The sequence below is a fragment of the Micromonospora haikouensis genome (genome assembly GCF_900091595.1).
GTDB classification, from domain to species: Bacteria; Actinomycetota; Actinomycetes; order Mycobacteriales; family Micromonosporaceae; genus Micromonospora; species Micromonospora haikouensis.
Genome location: NZ_FMCW01000026.1, coordinates 99,378 through 122,251, shown reverse-complemented (window position 1 = coordinate 122,251; position 22,874 = coordinate 99,378). Strand labels below are relative to the sequence as shown.

Below are 22,874 nucleotides of genomic sequence, written 5' to 3'. Positions count from 1 at the left end.
GTGGTGCCTTCCTACAGGGTGGCGCGGCGGGCGTACTGTCGGCGGATCTTGTTGACCAGCCAGCCCACGTCGACAGGGGGCGGGGCGGACGGTTCGGGAGCGGCCCGCCCGCCGGCCGGCTCGGGGCCCGGGGTCTCGTCCCCGGAGGCGGGGGCGGTGTCCTCGGGGTCGCGGCGGGGGTCCTCCAGCTCCACCGGGACCAGCAGCTCCGCCGCCGGGTCGAAGGTGAGGGCCGCGACCTCCTGCCGCAGGTCGGGCACGGACCGACCGCTGCTCGCCGTGGCCACCGCGAGCAGGCGGGCCCGCACGGCGTCGAGCCGGGGCCGGGCGGTGGGGTCGAAGGCGAGCATTGCCCCGAGCAGCTGCACCAGCTCGGGCGGCACGCCGGACAGGTCCGGCAGGTCGCCCGGCTCGCTGATGCGCAGCAGCAGGTTCCACGAGTTGGTCGGCGGATAGAGCCCGTGGCCGGTGAGGGCGAAGACCAGGGTCGCCGCCAGGCCGTAGATGTCGACCGCGACGGTCAGCTTCCGCTCGCCCCGGACCTGCTCGGGTGACATGTAGGCGGGGGTGCCGACCAGGGCGCCGGGCTCGGTCAGGTAGTCGCTGCGGTCGATGAGCAGCGCCAGCCCGAAGTCGATGAGCTTCGGGCCGTCCGGCCCGAGGATGATGTTCTGCGGCTTGAGGTCGCGGTGCAGCAGGCGGGCCTGGTGCACCTTGGCCAGCCCGTCGGCCAGCATCGCTCCGGCCATGGCGGCCAGGGAAATCGGCAGCGGCCCGCGCGCGTCCACATGCTGACGCAGGGTGGCGCCGGCGACGTACTCGACGGCGAGCCAGGCGGGGTCGGCGTAGGGGTCGGCATCCTCGATGCGGGCGATGCGGGAGCCGTAGACCAGCTTGAGGCTCTCGACCTCGGCGGCGAACCGCTCCCGAACGGTCGGCTCCGCGATCAGGTGCTGCCTGATCACCTTCAGGGCGACCCGGTCCGCTGTGGACGACACCGCGAAGAAGACCTCACCCATGCCGCCGGAGCCGAGGGGCCTGACCAGTTCGTAGCCGCCGATCGTGCCCAGCGTCATTCGTCTCCCCCACGATGACGCCCACCCCGTGCCGATGGCGTCGTGTCCGTCCACGTCCGACGGACGCATGACCGTACATCGTGGTCGGTGCGAACGGCTACCGGCTCCTGCGGGGCCTGCGCGGCCGCGGTGGGTCGTCGTCCGGGCGCAGGCCGCCGCTGGCCAGGCCGTCGGCGGCCAGTTTCACCAGCTCCGCCCCCAGCTCGGCGGCCTGTCGGATTGTCGACTCGAACGCGTCGAGCCGCCGGAACACCTCCCCCAGCGTCCGTTGTTCCGCCAACGGCAGCCGCCGCACCTGCGCCCGCCGCACGTCGAAGCGCAGCGTCCCCGACAGGCTGGAGACCTGCCGCTCGTTGGCGGAGGTGCGCAGCTGACCGGCGAGGAACCACGGGTCGAGCGCGGCCGGATTGGGGCGCAGCAGGTGGTGGTGGCGGGCGAGCAGCTCCCCGCCTTCGGTGACGACCCGGGGCGTGAGCTGTCGGGCGATCATCGGCACCACCACGTCGCCGGGGGCGAGCGGGATCTCCTGCGCTCCGGTGGCCCGCAAAGGCCCGATGAGTTCGAGCGCCCCGGTGCGGGCCAGCTCCCCGACGGTGAGGGTGGGCTCCGGTGGGCCTTCGGGCGCGGTCGTGACCCGGGGCATCAGCGCCGGCAGGTCGCCGACGAGGGCGGCGAGGCGCGCGCTCGTGCGTACCAGTTGCTCGCCCGTGGCCTCGACCTCGACGGCGGGTTGGCGGCGAGCGGGGGTGAGGTCGACCTCCTCGTCGAGCAGCTCGACGACCGGGACCGCGCGGGCGAAGCCGGCCTGTTCGACCTCGGCGTCGCCGGCGACGGCGAAGGCCCGCCAGGCGGCCAGGACCCGCGCGGACAGCTCGCCCGGCGCGCAGCTCGCGGCGTCGACGAGCAGCGCCCGCGCCGGTGGCGGCGCGTCGGCGGCGGCCCGCCGCAACACCCACAGGTGCAGGGGTACGCCGTGCGGGGCGGCCGCGCCGGCGGGGAGCGCGACGACGGCGCGCAGGTGGCCACGGCGCAGCAGCTCGACGCGGATGCGGCGGCCGGCGCGGCGGCCGGCGACGGCGGGTGGCATCAGCAGGACGGCATGCCCGCCGACGCGCAGGTGGGCGAGGGCGTGCTGCGCCCAGGCCAGCTCGGGCTCGGTGCGGGGGGTGGTGCCGACGATCCAGCGCGGATCGTGGCCCAGCTCCTCGTCGCCCCACCGGGTGGCGCCGAAGGGCGGGTGGCACAGGACCGCGTCGAAGGTCTCGCCGGGGTAGGCGTCGGCGCGCAGGGAGTCGCCGGGGCGCACCTCGCCGGGGACGTCACCCAGGGCGAGGCGGAGGCCGACGAGCCGGGCGACCTCGTCGGCGATCTCCTGCCCATGCGCCTCGGCGCAGCCGGCGCGGGCGGCGGCGAGGAGGGTGGCGCCGGTGCCGGCCGCCGGGTCGAGGACGCTGCCGCCCCGCACGTCGGCGAGCGCGGCCATCAGGTCGGCGAGGTCGTCGGGGGTGGCGTGCGCCCGCACGGGCGGGGACGCCGTGAACCGCTGCCACAACTGGTCGAACGCGGCCTCGGGGCCGAGCTGGTCGGCGAGGGCGTCGAGATCGGCGGCCACGTCGGGCGGGACCTGGCCGGACTGGGCCTGGTTGCGGCGGGTGGCGGCGGGTCGGGTGTCGCGCTTGCGGGCCAGCAGGGCTTCGCCGAGTGCGGTGAGCGCGGCGGCAGTGGTGGCGGTGGCGGACGAGCTCTGGGCGAGGTGTCGCCAGATGCGTTCGGCGGGCGTCGCCTCGGGGAGTTTGCCCTGCTCGCGGAGCCACCGCTCGACCTGGGGCAGGTCGAACTCGGGGCTGGCGGCGGTGCCGCCGACCGGGGCGGGGAAGTCGGGATGGCGCTTGCGCCAGTTGCTGACGGCGGCCCGGCCGACCCCGGCGAGCCGGGCGATCTCCGCCGCCGTGATGGTCGGGTTCTCCTGCACCTCGACAGTTTCGCACGGCCGTCAAGGGGCGGATTCTGCGTTGACACAGTTCACAGACAATGCTTCCATTGACGCGATCTCGACGTGAGGAGACTGCCATGGGCACCTACCCGACCACCCTCTACCGGCTGATCGTGCCGCCAACCCTCGACGGACTGACCAGCGCGCTGAACCAGCCGTACCTGCGCGACAGCGGGTTCCGCCTCCTGCGGCGGGACGTCGCCGGCACGCCCGCGCTGCTGGTCAACGGCACCGTCGACCGGGAGAGGGCGGAGTGGTGCGACGTGCTCGCCGGCCTCACCGGCGCAGAGGTCGCCCTCGGCCACCGCAGCGGCGGCGGCGCGCTGCTCGTGGCGGTCGACGACCGGGCGTACGCGCTGGCCTACGGCACGCTCGGCCGGTTCATGGTCGAGCGCGACGCCATCGACCCGGGCTTCGGCATCGCGTTCGCCGTCCGGGCACTGCTGCCCGACGACATCCGGCAGGTCCGCCGCCGGTTCATGGGCACCGGCGGCCGGGTCGACCGCAGCCTGGTCCCCGGCGGCCAGCACATCCGGATGTACGGCATCGACCGCACCGGCGAGATCGTCGGCCAGGTGACCGGCCGCACGAACAACCCGGCGCTGACGGTGTGCCGGCGCACCGGCAGGGCCACCCGGGTCTCGGGTGGCGACGCCCTGCACGTCGAACTCAGCGTCGAACCGGAAGGGCTGCTCGCCGACCTGCGGGAGATCGACCGGGTGTGCCGGCTCGAGTCGCCCGCGCCCGACCTGGAGTTCATCACCCAGATCCGGCCCGTACCGGCCGGCGACCCACGGCTCCCGGCGCTGATCGCCGAGCTGGACGCGAGGCTGGGCCTGCCCGATCCGCCCGACGTGGGGCTGGCCGTCCCCGGCGAGCTGCTCGACGAGGTCGAGCGGGTCCGGGCGTACCGGATCAGGGTGCCGAAGTCGGGACGGCGGCCGACGCTGCCGACGGAGCTCGACCTGGCCTCGGTGCTCGCGCACACCCGCGGCGTGCCCGCCGGCGAGCGGTGGACCAGCCTGCGCGCCGGCCGCATCACCCTCTGCGGCGACGCGGCCGGCACCGAGGAGCTGGACTCGCGGCCCGCCGCCCGTTGGGTCACCGCGCAGCTCGCGCACGGCACCGATCAGCTGCTGCTGCACGAGGACCGTTGGTACGAGATCGGCCACCGGCACCGCGAGTTCCTGCGCGACGAGATCGCCCAGATCCTGGCCCGGCCGGCCAGCGTCGCCCTGCCGGCGTGGCGGGACGACGAGAACGAGGAGCAGTACAACGAGCGGGCGGCCAGGGAACGCGGCCTGGTGCTGCTCGACAAGCGACTGCTGCGCACCGCGCAGCACCCCCGGGGCATCGAGGCGTGTGACCTGCTCGGCCCGGACGACGAGCTGATCCACGTCAAGCGCGCCGGGCGCAGCTCCCCGCTCAGCCACCTCTTCGCCCAGGGAACGGTCGCGGCCGACGCGCTGCGCCACGACGGCAACGCCCGCGCCGCCCTGGCCCGGATGGCGCGGGGGTCGGGACGCAGGCGCCGGATCGGCTCCGACTTCCGCCCCCGCAAGGTGGTGTACGCCATCTCGCTGGGCAGCGGTGCGGCGTTGACCGTGGACTCGCTGTTCACCTTCGCCCAGGTGGCGCTCTACCGGGCCATGAAGTCGCTGCGCAACGAGGGCGTCGATGTCGAGGTCGTGGGCCTCCCCACCGCCTGACAGGCCCCTTGACACCCCTCGAACCGAGACAAGGAGTAAGTGATGAACGCTCGCCGACTCGACCCCACCGCACCCCTGATGGGCTCGGCCACCCCAGACCGCATCGCCTGCGGTGACATCGGACCCGGCCCCAGCGTCGCCGGTGGGATGACCTGAGGAACGGCCTCGCCCCACCTCACCTCACCTCACGAGGCGAGTGACGCCGGCAACCAATGACGTTCCGTGACTAGCGGTGGCGGCGCTTCCCAGTGCCGGTCGGCACGACTCTGCGTCATGTCCTGTTGCCTCCGCAGGACATGACGCTTCTCCTTTGCTCTGCACCCATACCCGCAACACCGCCGTCGACCTGCACGCATTCGAGATCGCGGGTGTCGGGTGGCCAAATCGGACGGTCGCGCTGCGTGGAGCGTCGCGTCCGTGGGTGCAGAGCAAAGGGGACAGGTTGCGGTGGGGCGCTGCCGGGCGAGCGGTCGCGGTGTGTGACGTACCGATCGCGGGTTTTGCGCGGGGCGCGGGCCGGTCCGGCGGCGGACCCCGCGCGGGCGACCAGGTCCGACCGGGGCCGCCGCGGCCCGCGCCCGGCGGCACCGGGCCCGGCCTGGGCGGGGTGGGGTGTGCGGCGGGAGGCGACGCCGGTAACGTTGCGCCCCATCACGCCCGGCGGCCGCACCGCCGGCTCTCGGATAGGTCCGACTCTACGGAGGATGCCGGATGTCCCACGGCGGGGAAACCTTCGCGGTACGCAACGAGCCGAACGGGCGGCCGAGCTTCGAGCAGGCGTTGCGCGGCTACGACAAGCGCCAGGTCGACCGGTACGTCGAGCAGGTCGAGGCCGCGGCCTCGGCACTGACCGCCGACCGGGACCGGGCGCAGCACCAGCTGCGCAACCTGACCCTCCAGTTCCAGGCGCTGCAGGCGGAGGTGTCCGAGCTGCGCCAGCGGCCGGCGCAGGTGGACAAGGCGTCGTTCCGGGACCTGGGGCCGATGGTCGACCAGATCCTCGCGCTCGCCGAGAAGCAGGCCGCGGCGATCACGGACACCGCCGCGCAGCGGGCCGGCGACCTGCAGGCCGAGGCGGAGCGGATCCTGGTCGAGGCGCGGGAGCACGCCGCCCAGGCGCTGCACGACCTGGAGGCGGAGCTGACGGCGCGGCGCGCCGAGCAGGAGAAGGCGTACGAGGAGCGGCGTTCGGCGGCGGAGGCTCAGCTCGCGGACGTGCAGGAGCTGGTGGAGCAGCTCCGGACCGACGGTGAGGCCGCGCACGAGCAGGCCCAGCAGGAGGCGAAGCGGATCAACGAGCTGACCGCCCAGCAGGTGGAGCAGGCGCGGGCGGCGGCCGAGGCGCTGACCAAGGCAGCCCGCACCCAGATCCAGCAGGAGGTCCAGGCGGCGCGCGCGCAGAGCCAGCAGGAGCTGGCGCAGTGGCGGGTCAACGTGGAGCGGGAGATCAACGAGCGGCGGGCGGCGGCCGAGCAGGAGCTGGCCGAGCACCGGGCGGCGGCCGAGCGGGACGTGGCGGGGCAGCTCACCGCCACCGAGGAGAAGATCGCCACCCTGATCGCCGAGGCGCAGCAGTACTCGACGGAGGTGCGCAAGCGCGCCGACGAGCAGGCGACCGCGCACCAGGAGCAGCTCACCGCCGTGCAGCAGGAGGTGGGCAGCCAGCGGCAGGCGTTGACGCAGCTGCACACCGAGCTGGACACCGCACAGCAGCAGCTCGCGCAGATCCGCCGGGAGGGCGGGGCGTTGGAGAACGAGGTCAACCAGTTGCAGCACCGCCTGGCCGAAGTCCGTCAGGAGCTCACGGCGGAGGCGAACCGGCTGGAGGAGGCGCGCACCGCCGCCGACTCGGCCGAGCGGCACGCCAAGGACGTGCGGGCCCGGGTGCAGCGGGAGGCGAAGCGGGTGGCCGACCTGGCCGCCGCCGCCGTGATGGCCGCCGCGGCGGGGGGCGGCGAGACCGCCGAGTTCCCGACGGTGAAGCCGCGGCAGCAGGTCGGCGCGGACCGCCTCGCCGCCGAGATCGGCGAGCTGAGCGAGCTGGCTGGGGCCGCCGAGCAGCCCGCCGAGGCCGCCGCGGCGGCGGCCCCGGAGTCGGCCGTCAGGTGAGGTGCCCGGCGGCGCGGGCGTCGTAGCCGGACAGCCGCCGCCCGGCGAGACGTCGTGCCGGGCGGCGGCTGTCGGCGTGCGAGGTCAGCAGCCGCAGGTGTAGTACAGGATGTCCCAGTGGTTGCCTTCCTTGGTGTACAGGTTCCCGGAGGCGGACCGGTACTGGTAGCCGAAGCCGGCGATGTAGCCGACGTAGGCGAAGTGCGCCGAGATGTAGTTCTGCACGCAGGTGGTCAGGCCGATGTCGAGCTTGTAGCCGGTCCAGTGGCTGTAGGGGCCGTCGGCGTGGCCGACCTCGGTGCCGGCGGTGATGGTGATCGCGCAGCCGCTGACCCGCTTGAACGTGATGATCCCGTCGATGGTGGCCTGCCGGATGCCGTCGAACGACGTGCAGGTGGCGGTGTAGCGGTCGCTGCAGTTGCCGCTGGAGGTCCAGGAGATGCCGGCGGCCGACAACTGGGACGCGGCGCTGGAGTGGGTGATCGCCAGGGCGGGGCTGGCGAAGCCGAGCGTGACGCCGAGGGCCGCGAGCGCGGCGACGAGCAGGGTCACCGCTCGGCGGCGCAGCGTGGGGCGGGTCGTGGACATGGTTCTCCCGTATCGCCGTGGGGGTTGGATTCTTGCGATTCAGGGGGCCGGCCTTGCAGGATTTCTACCAGACATCGACGCTCATGACTAGATGCGGGCCTCGGCGGGCCGGTCGGTGATCAGCTTGTCGGTACGGCCTGTTACGGTCGCGCCGCCGCTGCACCAGTCGAGCCGGAGGTTGGCGTGATCCGCTCCCACTTGTCGTCGTTCGCCGGGCTGCCCGTGCTGCCCTTCACCCCGGGGATGAAACTGCCCGACGATCCGTCGGCCGTCGCCTGGCGGCTGGAGGTCGAGGACTTCGAGGCCGAGCCCGAGGAGTTCGCGGCCCTGGTCACGGCCCTGCGCGACGAGGTGCCCGCCGACGCGGTGCGGGCGGTCGTGATCGGCGAGTGGGGCTCGGCGTACGAGCGGGCGCTGCCCGTGGAGCTGCTGATCGACGCGGCGCAGCGGTGGACGTCGCTGCGGGCGGTCTTCCTCGCCGACCTCGTCAGCGAGCAGTGCGAGATCTCCTGGCTCACGCACGGTGACGTCACCGGGCTGCTGACGGCGTACCCGTCGCTGGAGGTGCTGTGGGTGCGCGGGGCCAACGAGCTGCACCTGACCCCGGTGCGCCACACCGGCCTGCGGGAGCTGGTCTTCCAGACCGGCGGGCTGCCCGGTGCGGTGGTCCGCGCGGTCGGCGGCTGCGACCTGCCCGAGCTGGAGCGCCTGGAGCTGTGGCTCGGCCGGTCCGACTACGGCGGCGACACGACCACCGACGACCTCGCCGAGATCCTCGCCGGCACCCGGCTGCCGGCGCTGCGCCACCTCGCGGTCTGCAACGCCGAGGGCGCCGACCGGGTCGCCGGGGCCGTCGCCGCCGCGCCGGTGGTCGACCGGCTGGCGGTGCTCGACCTGTCCAAGGGGGTGCTCACCGACGCCGGGGCCGAGGCGCTGCTCGCCGGCCGGCCGCTGACCCACCTGCGCCGCCTCGACCTGCACCACCACTTCCTGTCCGAGGCCGCCGCCGAGCGGGTCGTCGCCGCCCTGCCCGGCGTCGAGGTCGACCTGTCGGAGCCGCAGAAGGCCGACGTCTACAACGGCCGCGAATACCGCTTCACCGCGGTCGGGGAGTGAGCCTGCGATGAGCGTCCTGTCGCACGCCGAGTCCTTCGCCGGCCTCCGGGTCGTCCAGGTCCCCGCCGACGGCCCGCTGCCCGCCGTCGACGGGCCCGTCGCCTGGCGCATCGACCACGCCGACTGGGGCGACACCAACGAACACGAGCCCTGCCCCCGCTTCCGGGACGCGTTCGACCGGTTCGTCGACGCCGTCGGCGAGTCGGTGCAGGCCCTCGTCGTCGGCAGCTGGGGGTACGCGGCGGTCAACCCCGCCCCGCTCGACCAGCTCTGCGCCGCCGCGCCGCGCCTGCCGAACCTGACGGCGCTGTTCCTCGGCGACATCGTCAGCGAGGAGTGCGAGATCTCCTGGATGCGGGTCGGCGACGTCAGCCGGCTGCTGACCGCGTACCCGAAGCTGGAGGTGCTGCGGGTGCGCGGCGGCGAGGACTTCCGGTTCTCGCCGGTGCGCCACGGGCGGCTGCGCCGCCTCGAGGTCGAGAGCGGCGGCCTGAGCGGCGACTTCGTCCGCGCGGTGCTCGACTCCGAGCTGCCCGCGCTGACCGACCTGGAGCTGTGGCTCGGCGTCGAGTACTACGGCGGCGACACGACCGTCGACGACCTGGCCCCGCTGCTGGCCGGGCAGCGGTTCCCCGCGCTGCGCCGGCTCGGGCTGTGCAACGCCGAGCACGCCGACGGGATCGCCGAGGCCCTGGCCGCCGCGCCGGTGGTGCGGCGGCTGGAGCTGCTGGACCTGTCGCTGGGCACGCTGTCCGACCGGGGCGCGCTCGCCCTGGCCGGCGGGCAGCCGCTGACCCACCTCACGAAGCTGGACCTGAGCCACCACTACGTCTCCGACGAGGTCGTCGCGGCGGTCCGGGCCGCCGTGCCCGGCGTGACGGTGGACCTGTCCGACCCGCAGGAGCCCGACATCGACGACGACGAGGAGCACCGGTACACGGCGGTGTCGGAGTGACATGCGCCTGACCGTCGTCGGCAACCCCGACAACCGTCGCGTCGGCCTGTTCACCGCCGCCGTGCTCGCCGCCGGGCTGCCCCGCCCTGCGATGCTGCCCTGGGCCGACGTGCTCACCGGGGCGGCCCCGCCGCCGGCCGGCGCGCTGGTGCGCGTCGACTCCCCCGGCGAGGACCCGCAGGTGGACCGGCTGCTGCGGCGGGCGGACGCCCCGGCGCGGCACGGCGAGCTGCTCGGCCTCGCCGACGCGTACGCCGGATTGGTCGACGGCCTGGCTCGGGTCGCCGCCGGCGGCGCGGAGCTGCTCAACGACCCCGGCGACGTGGCGGCGCTGTGCGACAAGCGCCGCTGCCACGCGCGGCTGTCCGCCGCCGGGGTCGCGGTCCCGGCGGCGCTGCCTCCCATCGACGGGTACGCGTCCCTGCGGGCCGCGATGGCCGCCGCCGGGTGGGCGCGGGTGTTCGTCAAGCCGGCGCACGGCTCGTCGGCGGCCGGGGTGCTGGCCCTGGCCGTCGGCCCGCGCGGCGTGCGGGCGGTCACCCCGATCGAGGTCGCCCCGGACGGGCTGTTCAACTCGCTGCGGGTGCGCACCTACGACGACGAGGCGACCGTGGCCGCGCTCGTCGACCGGCTCGCCGCCGAGGGGCTGCACGTGGAGCGGTGGCTGCCCAAGGCGGGTCTCGGCGACCGGGTCGTCGACGTGCGGGTGGTGGTCGTCGCCGGGCGGCCCACCCACGCGGTGGTGCGGGCCGCCGCCGGGCCGCTGACCAACCTGCACCTGGGCAACGCGCGCGGCGACCTGGCCGAGCTGCGGGCCGCCGCCGGCCCGACGGCGTGGTCGGCGGCGATGGAGACCTGCGTACGGGCCGCCGCGTGCTTCCCGCGCAGCCTGCACGTCGGGGTGGACCTGATGTTCCTGCTCGGCTGGCGGCGGCACGCGGTGGCGGAGGTCAACGCGTTCGGGGACCTGCTGCCCGGGGTGCTGGCCGACGGCCGGGACACCTACGCCGAGCAGGTGCACGCGCTGACCAGCGGCCGGTGGGAACGCTGGCGGGCCACCGCCACGGCAGCGACGGCCACCGGCATGCGCGCGGCGGAGGTCGTGGCGTGCGGGAGCTGATCGGAAGTCACGACGTCTGCCTGGTCACCCTGGACACGCTGCGCTTCGACGTGGCCGACGACCTGGCCGCCGCCGGGCGTACCCCCGCCCTCGCCCGGGTGCTGCCTGGCGGCCGGTGGGAGCGGCGGCACTCCCCCGCCAGCTTCACCTACGCCGCGCACCACGCGTTCTTCGCCGGTTTCCTGCCCACCCCGGCCGCGCCGGGGCGGCACGAGCGGCTGTACGCGGCGGCGTTCCCCGGCAGCGAGACCTCCGGCGAGCGCACCTGGGTGTTCGACGCGGCGGACCTGCCGAGCGCCCTCGCGCGGGAGGGTTACCACACGCTCTGCCTGGGCGGGGTCGGCTTCTTCAACCGGCGCGGGGCGCTCGGGTCGGTGCTGCCCGGCCTGTTCGCCGAGGCGCACTGGGAGCCGGAGTTCGGCGTCACCGCCCCCGGCTGCCTGGACGCGCAGCTCGACCGGCTCGCCGAGGCGCTGCCCCGGGTCCCGGCGCGGCAGCCGCTGTTCACGTTCCTCAACGTCGCGGCGCTGCACCAGCCCAACCGGCACTACCTGCCCGGCGCCGACGCCGACGACCTGGCCAGCCACGCCGCCGCCCTGGAGTACGTCGACAGCCGCGTCGGACGACTGTTCGCCCTGCTCACCGGGCGGGGGCGACCGGTGTTCACGATCGTGTGCTCCGACCACGGCACCGCGTACGGGGAGGACGGCCACACCGGCCACCGGGTCGGCCACGACGTGGTGTGGACCGTCCCGTACGCCCACTTCACCCTGCGACCGGGAGAATGGTGACCAGCAACCTCGCGGGCCTCGACGGCTCGCCGTACCAGCAGTACCTGTACGCGTACCCGCACAAGACGTCGTACCGGGCGCTGCGGCCCCGGCCGCTGCTCGCCGACGTGTGGCGGGCCGAGCCCCGCGACGCGCTGTTCCTCTACGCGCACGTGCCGTTCTGCGAGATGCGCTGCGGCTTCTGCAACCTGTTCACCCGCACCGGCGCGCCCGCCGAGCAGGTCACGGCATACCTGCGGCAGTTGCGCCGGCAGGCCGAGCGGGTCGCCGACGCCCTCGGCGGCGACGCCGGCTACGCCCGTGTGGCGTTCGGCGGCGGCACGCCGACTTATCTGACGGCCGGCGAGCTGACCGAGCTGTTCGACATCGCCACGTCGACGCTGGGCGCGCGGCTGCCCGGCGTACCGCTGTCGGTGGAGACGTCGCCGGCCACCGCGACGCCGGACCGGCTCGCGGTGCTCGCCGCGCACGGCACGACGCGGGTGAGCATCGGGGTGCAGAGCTTCCTCGACGCCGAGGCCCGCGCCGCCGGCCGGCCGCAGCGGCGGGCGGAGGTGGAGGCGGCGCTCGGCGCGATCCGCGACGCGGCGATCCCGCTGCTCAACGTCGACCTGATCTACGGCATCGACGGGCAGACCGCCGACACGTGGCGGCAGAGCCTGGAGGCGGCCCTGGCCTGGCGGCCGGAGGAGCTGTACCTCTACCCGCTGTACGTGCGGCCGCTGACCGGGCTGGGCCGGCGGGCGCACGCCCGCGCCGACTGGGACGCCCAGCGCCTCGCCCTGTACGCGCAGGCGGTGGAGGTGCTCGGCGCGGCCGGATACCGGCAGGAGTCGATGCGGCAGTTCCGCCGTGCCGACGTGCCCGCGCCGGACGGGCCGGACTACTGCTGCCAGGACGACGGCATGGTGGGGCTGGGCTGCGGAGCGCGGTCGTACACGACGGGCCTGCACTACTCGTTCGACTACGCGGTCAGCGTGTCCGAGGTGCGGGCGGTGCTGGACGACTACCTGGCGCGTCCGGCCGGCGACTTCGCGTACGCCGAGTTCGGTTTCGCCCTCGACGGCACGGAGCAGCGCCGCCGGTGGCTGCTGAAGTCGCTGCTGCGCGCCGAGGGCGTCGACGCGGCGGCCTACGCGGCCCGGTTCGGCGCCGCGCCGGGCGAGGACTTCCCCGAGCTGGGGCGGCTGGTCGAGCGGGGCTGGGCCACCGACGGCGGGCTGCGGCTCACCCCGGCCGGGCTGGCCCGCTCCGACGCCGTCGGGCCGTGGCTGACCTCCGCTCAGGTACGCCGCGCGATGACCGGGTACGTGCCCCGGTGAGCACGGCCGACCGGTGCGGCGCAGGCAGCGGCAGCGGGGCCAGCGGCAGCGGCCTGGCGATCCTCTACCGGGGCCCCCTGGCCAGCTGCAACTACGACTGCCCCTACTGCCCGTTCGCGAAGCGGCGGGACCCGCCGGACGTGCTGGCCGCCGACCGGGCGGCCCTGGAACGGTTCACCGGCTGGGTGGCCGCGACCACGGACGTGCGGCTGTCGGTGCTGTTCACCCCGTGGGGCGAGGGGCTTACCCGCCGCTGGTACCGGGAGGCGATGGTGGCGCTGTCGCACCTGCCGCACGTCGACCGGGTGGTCATCCAGACCAACCTGGCCGCCCGGGTGGACTGGCTGGCCGACGCCGACCCGGCCCGGGCCGCGCTGTGGACGACGTACCACCCGGGGCAGGTCACCCGGGAGCGGTTCCTGGCCCGCTGCGCCCGCCTGGTCGAGCTGGGGGTGCGGTTCTCCGTCGGGGTGGTCGGGCTGCCGGAGCATCTCGACGAGGCGCGGGCGCTGCGCGCGGCGCTGCCACCGCACGTCTACCTGTGGGTCAACGCCGCCGACGGCCACCGCTACGACGCCGCGCAGGAGGCTGCCTGGACGGCGCTGGACCCGCTGTTCGGCTACAGCGTGCGCCCGCACCTGTCGCTGGACCGGCCCTGCCACGCCGGGGAGACGGCGATCTCCGTGCGGGGCGACGGGACGGTGCGCCGCTGCCACTTCGTCGACGAGCCCATCGGCAACCTGTACGACGGCTCGTGGCGGGCCGCGCTGCGGCCCCGCACCTGCGTGAACGGGGCCTGCGACTGCCACATCGGGTACGTCCACCTCAAGCCGCTCGGGCTGCGCGACGTGTTCGCCGGTGGGCTGCTGGAACGCATCCCCGCCGGCTGGCCGCCCGGCTGAACCTCCCCGGCCGGGGCCGGTTCGGCCCGACCGGCCCAGCCGCAGCAGGCCCGGCCGGCGGTCAGGCCCGCAGGGTGTGGCTGGGTGGCCGGCCGTAGGCCCGCCGGTACGCCTCGGCGAAGCGGCCCGGGTTGCCCCAGCCCCACCGGCGGGCGATCGCCGCGACCGACGCGCCCCCGGTCGGGTCGGCGTCGACGAGGTCCCGGTGTGCGCGGTCCAGCCGGACCCGGCGCAGGTGGGTCGTGGGGCTGACGCCGAGGTGCCGCGCGAACGCGGCCTGGAGCCCGCGCGGGCCGACCCCGCAGACCTGCGCGATCTGCGCCAGGGTGATCGGCTCGGCGGCGTGGGCCTCGATGTGGGCCACGGCCCGCCGGACCACGGCCGGCTCCACCCGGCGCGGCCCCGGCACGTAACCGGCCGTCATGGTGGTGTTGGGGAACACGGCCAGCGCGGTGGTCGCCACGTGCTCGGCGAGGCTGGCCCGGATGAGCGGGTGCGCCAGCGTCTCGCCCGCCGCCGCGGCCTGCGTGTCGAGGAACGCCGACAGCCCCGCCCAGGCGCGCGCCATGGCGGCGGAGACGGGGGCCATCCCCTCGAACCGGAAGTCGGCCACGGCGACGTCGGTGCGGGTGGCGGCGACGCGGGCGACGTGCGCGGTCGACAGCCGCACCACGCTGGCGGTGACGTCGCTCCACTGCACGATCATGGGCGAGTTGTGGAACCGGCCCACCGCGCCCGGCGGCAGGGCCAGCTCGTCGCGGCCGACCCGCCAGTGGTATCACCCGCGCCGCACGTGCACCGCCAGGAAGCCCGAGTAGGGCTCCGTCCACGACCGGGCGTCCATCGAGTGCACGATCTGGTCGACGCCGAGCTCTCCCGCCTGGGTGGTGGCGAGCCGGAACCGGAAGCCGAGGGCGCTGCCGGCGAACCGGGGGCGGTGGGCGGAGTACTGCGCGGCGATGGTGTGGTGGGCGAGGTCGGGATCCCGGGTCGCGACCTCGTCGTGGACCACCGGTGCCGAACGCCCCGCATCCACGCCGTCATCTGCACGCACGTCGCCTCCCCATCGCCGCGTTCCACGTCCACAACGCACCGGATCCGAGCGGCGTTACGGGTGGCCGGGCGTCGATATCGGAATACGTGAGATCCGTCCACCGGCCGGGACGGCGACCCGCCGCCGGCCGGTGCCGCAGGCAGGCCGGCTAGCTTGGGCGGCCGGTGCGGACGCCGGCCGGCGGCGCCGGGGGCCGGCAGGTCGGGAAGGGGTACGGCACGTGCGAGACGACTTCCCGCGCCACCTGGCCAAGGAGCTGGACGCCGCGGACCCCCTCGCGGATCTGCGTGACCGGTTCGTGATCGCCGACGACGACCTGATCTACCTCGACGGCAACTCCCTGGGCCGGCTGCCGGCGGCCACCCCGGCGCACCTGGACCGGCTGGTCCGCCAGGGCTGGGGCGACGGGCTCGTCCGGTCCTGGCCCACCTGGATCGAGTGGGGCCGGCGCATCGGCGACCGGCTCGCCGCGCACGCCCTCGGCGCGCGTCCCGGCGAGGTGGTCGTCTCCGACTCCACGTCGGTGAACCTCTACAAGCTCGCCGCCGCCGCGCTGGACGCCGCCGGCGACCGCCGCACGGTGCTGGTGGACGCCGAGGACTTCCCCACCGACCGGTACGTCCTGGAAGGGCTGGCCGCCGCGCGCGGGCTGACGCTGCGGCTGCTCCCCTCCGACCTCGACGAGGGGCTGCGGCTCGACGAGCTGCGCGCCGCGCTCGACGGGGACGTCGCGCTGGTGGTGCTGTCGGCGGTGGCCTACCGGTCGGGGGCGCTGCTGGACATGGCGGCCGTCAACGCCGCCGCCCGGCAGGTCGGCGCGACGGTGCTGTGGGACCTGTCGCACGCCGTCGGGTCGGTGCCGATCGAGCTGGCCGCCACCGGCGCGGACCTCGCGGTCGGCTGCACGTACAAGTACCTCAACGGCGGCCCGGGCGCGCCGGCCTTCCTGTACGTGCGCCGCGAGCTGCAGTCCCGGCTGCGCCAGCCGATCCAGGGCTGGTTCGGCCGGCGCGACCAGTTCGGCATGGGGCCCGGCTACGACCCGGCCCCCGACCTGGACCGGTTCCTGGTCGGCACCCCGTCGATCCTCGCCCTCGCGCCGCTCGACCCGGCGCTGGACGTGCTCGCCGAGGCCGGCATCGACCGGGTCCGCGCCAAGGGCCGCCGCCTCGGCGAGCTGATCGTGACGCTGGCCGACGCGTGGCTGACCCCGTACGGCTTCCGGGTGGCCTCCCCGCGCGAGGCCGACCGGCGCGGCAGCCACGTCTGCCTGCACCACCCGGAGGCGCTGCGGATCTCCCGCGCCCTGGCCGAGGCGGGCGTGGTGGGCGACTACCGGGCCCCCGACCGGCTGCGGCTGGGGCCCGCGCCCCTCTACACCCGCTATGTCGACGTGTGGGACGCCCTGGACCGGCTGCGGGGCCTGGCCGAGCGGCGCGGCTGGGAACGGGTGCCGGGCGGGCCGTCGCGGGTCACCTGAGCGTGTCGGCGGCGCGGGGCAGGGCGAACCAGACCTCGGTCCCGCCGCCCGGCGGGGACTCGATGCCGACCCTCCCGCCGTGGGCGGTGACGATGCCGGCGACGATGGCCAGGCCCAGCCCGCTGCCGCCGCCGCGCCCCGGCTCGGCCTGGGTGAACCGGTCGAACGCCCGCTCGGCGAGCGCGGCGTCGACGCCCGGCCCGCCGTCGGTGACCCGGACCGTGACGCCGTCGGCGTCGGGCTCGACGGCGACGGTGACGGGGGCGTCGGCCGGGGTGTGGGCGCGCACGTTGGCCAGCAGGTTGGCCAGCACCTGCCGCAGGGCGTGCTCGTCGCCGGTGACCGGCACGGGCGTGGGCGCCAGCAGCCGGGCGGGCCGGCCGGGCTGGGCGGCGAGCAGGTCGGCGACGGAGTCGCGGGCCAGCACCGCCAGGTCCACCCGGTCGTGCCGCAGCTGCGGCTCGGCGTCGAGGCGGGCCAGGTAGAACAGGTCGTCGAGGATGCGGCCCATCCGGACGGCCTCGTCCTCGCTGCGGGCCAGCACCTCCGCCCGGCGGCCGGGCTCGACCATGTCGTGCCGCAGGATCTGCAGGTAGCCGCGGATCGAGGTCAGCGGGGTGCGCAGCTCGTGGGAGGCGTCGGCGGCGAAGTCCCGCAGCCGCTGCTCCGAGCGGGTGCGGGCGGCGATCGCCGCCTGGAGCCGGGTGAGCATGCCGTTGACCGCGAGGGTGAGCCGGTCCACCTCCGTGCGCGGATCGGCGACCCGCACGCCGTCCAGGGGGACCCGGCGGTCGAGGTCGCCGTCGGAGATGGCGGTCGCGGTGGCGGTGATCCGGTCCAGCGGGCGCAGCCCCCGCACCAGCAGCAGCCGCGCGGAGCCGGCCAGCAGGAGCAGCACCGCCGCGCCGCCGGCCAGCTCGACCAGCACCAACCGGCGCACGGTCTGCGTCACCGGGGCCAGCGGCAGCGCGATGAGCACGACGGCCTCGCCGGCGCGTACGGTGACCACCCGCCACCGGCCGTCCAGGGTGACCGGCGCCGACGGGCCGTCGGCGGGCGGCGCCGGCGACAGGTCGAGCAGCGGGGTGGCCGGCGGGGTGGCCGCCGAGAACCGGGTGAGCGTGCCGCGGTGGCGGATCTCCACCAGGTAGTCCGACGGCGCGACGGCGGCCCGGACCGTGCCGGGGGGCTGGCCGGCGAGCTGCTTCACCCGGGTGGCGACGACGGCGGCGGCGGAGCGCAGCTGGTCGTCGGTGCGCTGCATCAGGTACGCCTGCAGCGCCAGCGCGCTGACCAGCCCGGCGGACACCAGCGCGGTCGCGGTGAGCCCGACCAGGCCGAGCAGCAGGCTGCGGCGCAGTGGCAGCCGGTTCACCCGGGCGCACGCAGGGCGTAGCCGAAGCCGCGCCGGGTCTCGATCAGGGGCGGCCCGAGCGGGTCCAGCTTGCGCCGCAGGTAGCCGATGTAGGTGTCGACGACGTTCGACGCGCCGTCGAAGTCGTAGCGCCACACGGCGTCGAGGATCTGGGCGCGGGAGAGCACCCGGCCGGGGTTGAGCATGAGGTGGCGCAGCAGCTTGAACTCCGTCGGCGACAGCGACAGCAGCCGGCCGCCCCGGCGGACCTCGCAGGTCTCCTCGTCGAGTTCGAGGTCGGCGTAGCGGAGCACGCCGGTGGCGGGCACGGGGGCGGAGCCGATGCGGCGCAGCACCGCCCGCACCCGCGCGACCAGTTCCTCGACCGAGAACGGCTTGGTGACGTAGTCGTCGCCGCCGTAGGTGAGGCCGGCGATCCGGTCGCGCGGGGCGTCGCGGGCGGTGAGGAAGACGATGCCGATCTCGTGGCCGGCGGCCCGCAGCGACCGGCACACCTCGAACCCGTCGCCGTCGGGCAGCAGCACGTCGAGGACGACGAGCCGGGGGCGGCTCTCCCCGGCGCGGCGCAGCGCCTCGGCCGCGGTGGTCGCGGTCACCACGTCGAAGCCGTGGAACCGCAGCACGGTGGCGAGCATGTCGACGATGTTGGGCTGGTCGTCGACGACCAGGACCCGGACGGCGGCGGCGTTCATCTCGACGGATCAGACCACGGGCGGCTGGGAATTCGATGAGAGTCCGGCGAGAGCCTGCGCCTTGTCCGGCTCAGGGGCGGGCCGGCGCCGGCGGCCCGGGTGCCACCAGTTGGCCCGGCCGAGCAGCGCCATCGTCGCCGGCACCAGCAGCCCCCGGACCACGGTGGCGTCCACCGCCACGGCGACCGCCATGCCGAGGCCGAACATCTTGATCACCGGGTCGGTGTGCAGGACGAAGCCCGCGAAGACGGTCACCATGATCAGCGCGGCGGAGGTGATCACGCGGCCCGTGCCGGCGAGCCCGTCGCGGACGGCGACCCGGTTGTCGCCGGTCGCCCGCCACGCCTCCTGCACGGCGCTGAGCAGGAACACCTCGTAGTCCATGGAGAGGCCGAACAGCAGCGCGAACAGCATCATCGGCACGTAGCTCTCCACGGGCACCGGCCCGGACAGGCCGGTCAGCTCCACCCCCCAGCCCCAGGAGAAGACGGCCGTCAGCACCCCGTACGCGGCGCCGATCGAGACCAGGTTCATCACGGCGGCCTTGACCGCCACCACGGGGGCGCGGAACGCCACGTACAGCAGGACGGTGGACAGCCCGACGACCACGGCGATCACCCACGGCATCCGGTCCCGGACGCGGTCGGCCAGGTCGGCGCGGGTGGCGGTGGCCCCGCCGACGTGCACCTGCACGCCGTCGACCCGCACGTCGCGCAGGTCGGCGACCAGGGCGGCGGTGGCGGGGTCGCTGGGACCGGTGTCCGGCTGCACGCTGGCCGTGGCGACCCGGCCGCCGTCGGCGAGGCGCACCGGGGCCACCGACGCGACGCCGGGCGTGGCGGCCAGCTCGCGGGTCAGCTCGACGAGCCGGGGATCGGCGGCGCTGGCGGCCGGCGGGTCGACGGCGGCGACCACGTTGAGCGGGCCGTTGACGCCGGGGCCGAACCCCTCGGCGAGCAGGTCGAAGCTGGTGCGGGTGGCGCTGCCCGGCGGGTCGTCGCCGGCGTCGAGCTGGCCGAGGGTGAGCGTGGCGGCGGGTGCGGCGAGCACGGCGAGCAGCGCGGCGGCGAGCAGGGCCCACCGCCAGGGGCGGCGGGTCACCCGCTCGGCCTGCCGGGCCCAGCCGGAGCCGCCGTCGGCGGCGCGGCGGCGCAGGCGCAGCGGCAGCGCGTCGAGGCGGGGGCCGAGCACGGCCAGCAGGGCCGGCAGGAGGGTCACCGCGCCGAGCACGGCCACCACGACCACCAGGCCGGCGGTCCAGCCCAGCGTGCCGAGGATGGGCACGCCGGCCACGGCGAGGCCGCCGAGGGCGATGACCACCGTGCCGCCGGCGAACACGACCGCCGCGCCGGCGGTGCCCATGGCGGCGACCAGCGCCTTGTCGGCCGGCGTGCCGGCGGCCCGCAGCGCCCGGTAGCGGGTGATCAGGAACAGGGCGTAGTCGATGCCGACGCCCAGCCCGATCATCGTGGCCAGGTTGCCGGCCACCGACGGCACGGACACCAGGTGGCCGGCGAGGCCGACCGTGGCAAGCGCGCACCCCAGGGTGAACAGCGCGGTGACCAGCGGGACGGCTGCGGCGACCAGGCCGCCGAAGGCGAACAGCAGCACCACGGCGGCGACGAGCAGCCCGACGGCCTCGGCGGTGTGCGAGCCGCCCCGCTCGGCCGCCGTGGCGAGCACCCCGCCCGGCACCGTCTCGACGCCCGCGTCGCGGGCCGGCTGCGCCGCGTCCAGCACCGCTCCGCTGAGCGCCTTGTCCACCTCGCGGGCGGGCACGTCGAGGCGCACGGTGAGGTAGCCGGTGCGGCCGTCGGGGCTGAGGGTGCCGGCGCGGGCGTCGACGCCGTCGACCCGGGTCACGTGCTCCACGGCGGCGAGCGCGGCGGCGCTGCGCTCCAGCGCCGCCCGGCGGTCCGGCTCGTCGAGGCGGCCGGTGTCGACGTGCACCACGACCTGGCCGCTGCTGGCGGGACCGCCGCCGCGTTCACTCAGGTCGCGGGCGAGCTGGGCGTCGCTGCCGGGCAGGGCCACGTCGTTGTCGACCGGCCGGCCGAAGGCGGCGACGCCGCCGACCAGGGCGACCGCGAGCAGCAGCCAGGCGGCGAGGACCCGCCACGGCCGGCGTACGCACCAGCCGCCCAGCCGCTTGAGCGTCCGGTGGGTCCAACCGTCGGTACGGGCGTGCATCAGTTTCCTCCGCAGGTGCCGGCGCGGCGGCCGTCGCCGCCCCCGGGCAGGGTCAGGTCGTGTCCGGTCAGGCGCAGCCGCAGGCCGTCGTCGGCGACGTCGACGCCCTGCCAGCTCAGGCCGGCGGGCAGCGCGGGCAGCGGCCGGGACAGGTCGCGGCCACCGGTGAGCCGCTCCACCAGCTTGGCACCGGCGGGCCGCCGCATGCCCAACACCTCGATCTCGGTGGGGGTGACGGTCAGCCGGCCGGCGTCGATCGCGGGCCGGGCGAGCACGGTGACCGGGAGCTGCTGCCCGGCCATCGGCGCGGTGGTCTCGACGGCGAGCAGCCCGCCGACGCCCCGGTACTGCACCGGGCGCTCGCCGACCGTGCCGGGCAGCGCGTCGAAGCCGACGCGGATCCGCAGGTCCAGCGCGCCGACGCGGGCCGGCTGCTCGCCGGGCAGCCGCACCTGGGACAGCTCGGCGTCCACCTCGGCGGCCCGCACCTCGCCGCGCGTGACGTCGGCGGCCCGCACGCTCACCTTGCCGAGCTCACCGGTGAGCACGCCGGGCAGCACGGGGAACCCGCCGAGGTCGACCGTGGGCGACCGGTCGAGGCCGGCGGCGCAGGCCAGCCGGTCGGACAGCCGCTGCGCCGCCGTCCGCGCGACCCACCGGTCGGCCACCACCGCGACCGTCGCAAGGACGGCCACGCAGGCGGCGGCCAGCAGGGCGGCTCGTCGCCGCCGGATGATTCGCAATCGCACCGGTAGAGCAGAACAGGTCGGTCTGGACCCACCACCCGAGGACGATGAGAGGAACGTGGGAGTTCGGGGTGGCCCACCTGCGGGGCCGCCCCGGTGGGGGCTGGCCGCCGCGGGGGTGGGGAGGCTACCAGTCGAGGCCGAGGGTGGCGACGTAGTCGCCGAGCCGGTCGGCGATGAGCCGGTCGTCGGCGACCGAGTAGTGCCAGTGGCAGCCCAGGAGGTCCAGGCCGGCGTCGTCGAGGTGCCAGTAGCGGACCTTGGCGTCGCCGGCGGCGTTGCGGTCACCGACGACCTGCCGGGCCTTGTCCCCGAAGAGGCTCGTGCCGACGACCACGATCGTCGTGCCCGCGCCGTAGCGGGCCCGTAGCTTCTCCAGGAACGCCACGTACGTGGCGCGGTAGGCGGCGGCCAGGCTCGCGTCCGTCCACGGCTCGCCGCTGTTGATCGGGGTGGAGAAGTCGTTGGTGCCGAGGTCGACCACGACGAGCTGCGGACGCCACGTGGCGGGCCGGTCCCAGACGTCGCCGTCGACGTGCAGCAGCGCCCGGTCGTAGTAGGTGCCGTAGCTGACGCCCGGCGAGCCGCCGTTGTAGTTGCGCACCATGCCGATGCCGGAGTAGGCGTTGACCTGGTAGTCGGCGTTCAGCTCGCGGGCGGTCAGCGCGCCGAAGCTGAGGTCGGTGTTGGTGGTGCGGGTGACCTGGTCGCCGGTGCAGTCGCGGGTGCCGGAGGTGTTGCCGTAGCCGACGGTCAGCGAGTCGCCGATGAACTCGACCTGCCGGGTGCGGGCGGCGGGCCGGTCGAGGATGGCCCCGCCTGCGGCGGCGACGAGGCCGCCGAACGCGCTGGCGCTCCACGGGCTCTCGGTGCGCTTGACGAGCCGTACGCTGTGCTCGCCGGCGGCGAGCCCGTCGATCCAGCGGGTGGTCGTGCCGGGCTTGACCAGGGTGGCGACGACCTTGCCGTCGACCGCGACGTCGTAGTCGTTGGCGGCGTCGTCGAAGACGAGCCCGACGCCGGTGCCCCGGAAGCGGCCCTCGAAGTAGATGCCGGGCCAGCTGTACTGCACGGTCTGCCCGGCGGTCACGACCCGGCCGGCGGTGTGGGTCTGCGCCAGCACGCCGGACGGCCCACCCGGGTCGCCGGGGTCGCCCGGGTCGTCGCCGCCGCAGGTGGTGCCGTTGAGGGCGAAGCCGGTCGGGGCCGGGTTGGCCGCGCCGAACGAGCCCATCACCCCGAAGGTGGTGCTGCCGCCGGTGGCCAGGCCGCCGTTCCACGCCGCGTTGCGGGCCGTCACCTGCGCGCCGGCCTGGGTGACGGTGGCGTTCCACGCCTGCGTCACCCGCTGGCCCGAGGGGTAGGACCAGGTCAGCGTCCAGGCGGTGACCGGGGCGCCCAGGTTGGTGACGGTGACGTCGGCGGTGAAACCCCCGGACCACTGCCCGCCGACGCGGTAGGTGACGGCGCAGCCGGCCGCCGCGGCCTGCGCGGGCACGGCGGCGGTGACGGCGGCGGTCGCGCCGAGCATCAACGCGGTCAGCACCGCGGTCGCTCCCCTGGTTCCCACGCGTTTCCCCTCGCTGGTCCGACGGCGGTCGAGTCGACCGTTAGTCTGATACCCAAACAAACTAATCGACGGTCGTGAGTACGCGC

General features: G+C 75.5%; 19 protein-coding genes. 9 read left to right on the top strand and 10 right to left on the bottom strand.

What is annotated here, in order from left to right; all coding sequences use genetic code 11:
* Positions 1-11 precede the first annotated feature (11 nt).
* Together GA0070558_RS24465 and GA0070558_RS24460 are read right to left on the bottom strand one after the other, a co-directional pair.
* The gene (locus GA0070558_RS24465; RefSeq protein ID WP_091283951.1) at positions 12-1,076 is read right to left on the bottom strand and encodes a serine/threonine-protein kinase; all 1,065 of its coding nucleotides are present in this window, start codon (positions 1,074-1,076) and stop codon (positions 12-14) included.
* A 97-nt stretch (positions 1,077-1,173) separates the two neighbouring features.
* The gene (locus tag GA0070558_RS24460) at positions 1,174-3,048 is read right to left on the bottom strand and encodes an N-6 DNA methylase (protein ID WP_176734363.1); all 1,875 of its coding nucleotides are present in this window, start codon (positions 3,046-3,048) and stop codon (positions 1,174-1,176) included.
* A 98-nt stretch (positions 3,049-3,146) separates the two neighbouring features.
* On the opposite strand from GA0070558_RS24460, the gene GA0070558_RS24455 reads away from it, so the two are divergent.
* Both GA0070558_RS24455 and GA0070558_RS33545 read left to right on the top strand, forming a co-directional pair.
* On the top strand, positions 3,147-4,778 hold the full coding sequence (locus tag GA0070558_RS24455) for a DUF6119 family protein (RefSeq protein WP_176734362.1): 1,632 nt from the start codon (positions 3,147-3,149) through the stop codon (positions 4,776-4,778).
* Between the two features lie 711 nt (positions 4,779-5,489).
* Positions 5,490-6,887 carry a coiled-coil domain-containing protein gene (locus GA0070558_RS33545; RefSeq protein ID WP_256092107.1) on the top strand — a complete coding sequence of 466 codons (1,398 nt, stop codon included), beginning with the start codon at positions 5,490-5,492 and terminating at the stop codon, positions 6,885-6,887.
* Between the two features lie 84 nt (positions 6,888-6,971).
* On the opposite strand, the gene GA0070558_RS24445 is transcribed toward GA0070558_RS33545, so the two are convergent.
* Positions 6,972-7,475, bottom strand: coding sequence for a hypothetical protein (locus GA0070558_RS24445; protein ID WP_077940213.1), 504 nt, complete (start codon positions 7,473-7,475; stop codon positions 6,972-6,974).
* A 183-nt stretch (positions 7,476-7,658) separates the two neighbouring features.
* On the opposite strand from GA0070558_RS24445, the gene GA0070558_RS24440 reads away from it, so the two are divergent.
* The 6 genes from GA0070558_RS24440 to GA0070558_RS24415 are packed head-to-tail and all read left to right on the top strand — an operon-like array spanning position 7,659 to position 13,681.
* On the top strand, positions 7,659-8,591 hold the full coding sequence (locus GA0070558_RS24440) for an STM4015 family protein (RefSeq protein ID WP_091283947.1): 933 nt from the start codon (positions 7,659-7,661) through the stop codon (positions 8,589-8,591).
* A 7-nt stretch (positions 8,592-8,598) separates the two neighbouring features.
* Positions 8,599-9,546 (top strand): STM4015 family protein, encoded by a 948-nt coding sequence (locus GA0070558_RS24435; RefSeq protein ID WP_091283945.1) that lies wholly within the window; start codon positions 8,599-8,601, stop codon positions 9,544-9,546.
* A gap of 1 nt (position 9,547) precedes the next feature.
* Positions 9,548-10,666: an STM4014 family protein gene (locus GA0070558_RS24430; protein WP_091283943.1), complete on the top strand. Its 1,119-nt coding sequence runs from the start codon at positions 9,548-9,550 to the stop codon at positions 10,664-10,666.
* A complete protein-coding gene (locus GA0070558_RS24425) occupies positions 10,654-11,457 on the top strand; it encodes an STM4013/SEN3800 family hydrolase (protein ID WP_091283942.1) in 804 nt (267 codons plus the stop codon). Before GA0070558_RS24430 ends, GA0070558_RS24425 begins: the two co-directional genes overlap by 13 nt.
* Positions 11,454-12,779, top strand: a complete 1,326-nt coding sequence (locus tag GA0070558_RS24420) for an STM4012 family radical SAM protein (RefSeq protein ID WP_256092106.1) — start codon at positions 11,454-11,456, stop codon at positions 12,777-12,779. Before GA0070558_RS24425 ends, GA0070558_RS24420 begins: the two co-directional genes overlap by 4 nt.
* Positions 12,776-13,681: an STM4011 family radical SAM protein gene (locus GA0070558_RS24415; RefSeq protein ID WP_077940207.1), complete on the top strand. Its 906-nt coding sequence runs from the start codon at positions 12,776-12,778 to the stop codon at positions 13,679-13,681. The genes GA0070558_RS24420 and GA0070558_RS24415 overlap by 4 nt, the downstream gene beginning before the upstream one ends.
* A 61-nt stretch (positions 13,682-13,742) precedes the next feature.
* On the opposite strand, the gene GA0070558_RS24410 is transcribed toward GA0070558_RS24415, so the two are convergent.
* Together GA0070558_RS24410 and GA0070558_RS24405 are read right to left on the bottom strand one after the other, a co-directional pair.
* Positions 13,743-14,387, bottom strand: coding sequence for a helix-turn-helix domain-containing protein (locus GA0070558_RS24410; protein ID WP_141722308.1), 645 nt, complete (start codon positions 14,385-14,387; stop codon positions 13,743-13,745).
* Between the two features lie 72 nt (positions 14,388-14,459).
* The gene (locus GA0070558_RS24405; protein WP_141722307.1) at positions 14,460-14,735 is read right to left on the bottom strand and encodes a hypothetical protein; all 276 of its coding nucleotides are present in this window, start codon (positions 14,733-14,735) and stop codon (positions 14,460-14,462) included.
* Positions 14,736-14,955: 220 nt separating this feature from the next.
* On the opposite strand from GA0070558_RS24405, the gene kynU reads away from it, so the two are divergent.
* Positions 14,956-16,215 (top strand): kynureninase, encoded by a 1,260-nt coding sequence (gene kynU, locus GA0070558_RS24400; protein ID WP_077940205.1) that lies wholly within the window; start codon positions 14,956-14,958, stop codon positions 16,213-16,215.
* Here kynU and GA0070558_RS24395 read toward each other — a convergent pair.
* The 5 genes from GA0070558_RS24395 to GA0070558_RS24375 form a co-directional block, all read right to left on the bottom strand.
* The gene (locus GA0070558_RS24395; RefSeq protein ID WP_218107078.1) at positions 16,208-17,590 is read right to left on the bottom strand and encodes a sensor histidine kinase; all 1,383 of its coding nucleotides are present in this window, start codon (positions 17,588-17,590) and stop codon (positions 16,208-16,210) included. The genes kynU and GA0070558_RS24395 overlap by 8 nt on opposite strands.
* On the bottom strand, positions 17,587-18,282 hold the full coding sequence (locus tag GA0070558_RS24390; RefSeq protein ID WP_043969013.1) for a response regulator transcription factor: 696 nt from the start codon (positions 18,280-18,282) through the stop codon (positions 17,587-17,589). Before GA0070558_RS24390 ends, GA0070558_RS24395 begins: the two co-directional genes overlap by 4 nt.
* 9 nt (positions 18,283-18,291) lie before the next feature.
* Positions 18,292-20,472 carry an MMPL family transporter gene (locus GA0070558_RS24385; RefSeq protein WP_091283934.1) on the bottom strand — a complete coding sequence of 727 codons (2,181 nt, stop codon included), beginning with the start codon at positions 20,470-20,472 and terminating at the stop codon, positions 18,292-18,294.
* Positions 20,472-21,221, bottom strand: a complete 750-nt coding sequence (locus GA0070558_RS24380; RefSeq protein ID WP_091283932.1) for an LmeA family phospholipid-binding protein — start codon at positions 21,219-21,221, stop codon at positions 20,472-20,474. The genes GA0070558_RS24385 and GA0070558_RS24380 overlap by 1 nt, the downstream gene beginning before the upstream one ends.
* Before the next feature lie 124 nt (positions 21,222-21,345).
* A complete protein-coding gene (locus GA0070558_RS24375) occupies positions 21,346-22,788 on the bottom strand; it encodes a cellulose binding domain-containing protein (RefSeq protein ID WP_369523386.1) in 1,443 nt (480 codons plus the stop codon).
* Positions 22,789-22,874 lie beyond the last annotated feature (86 nt).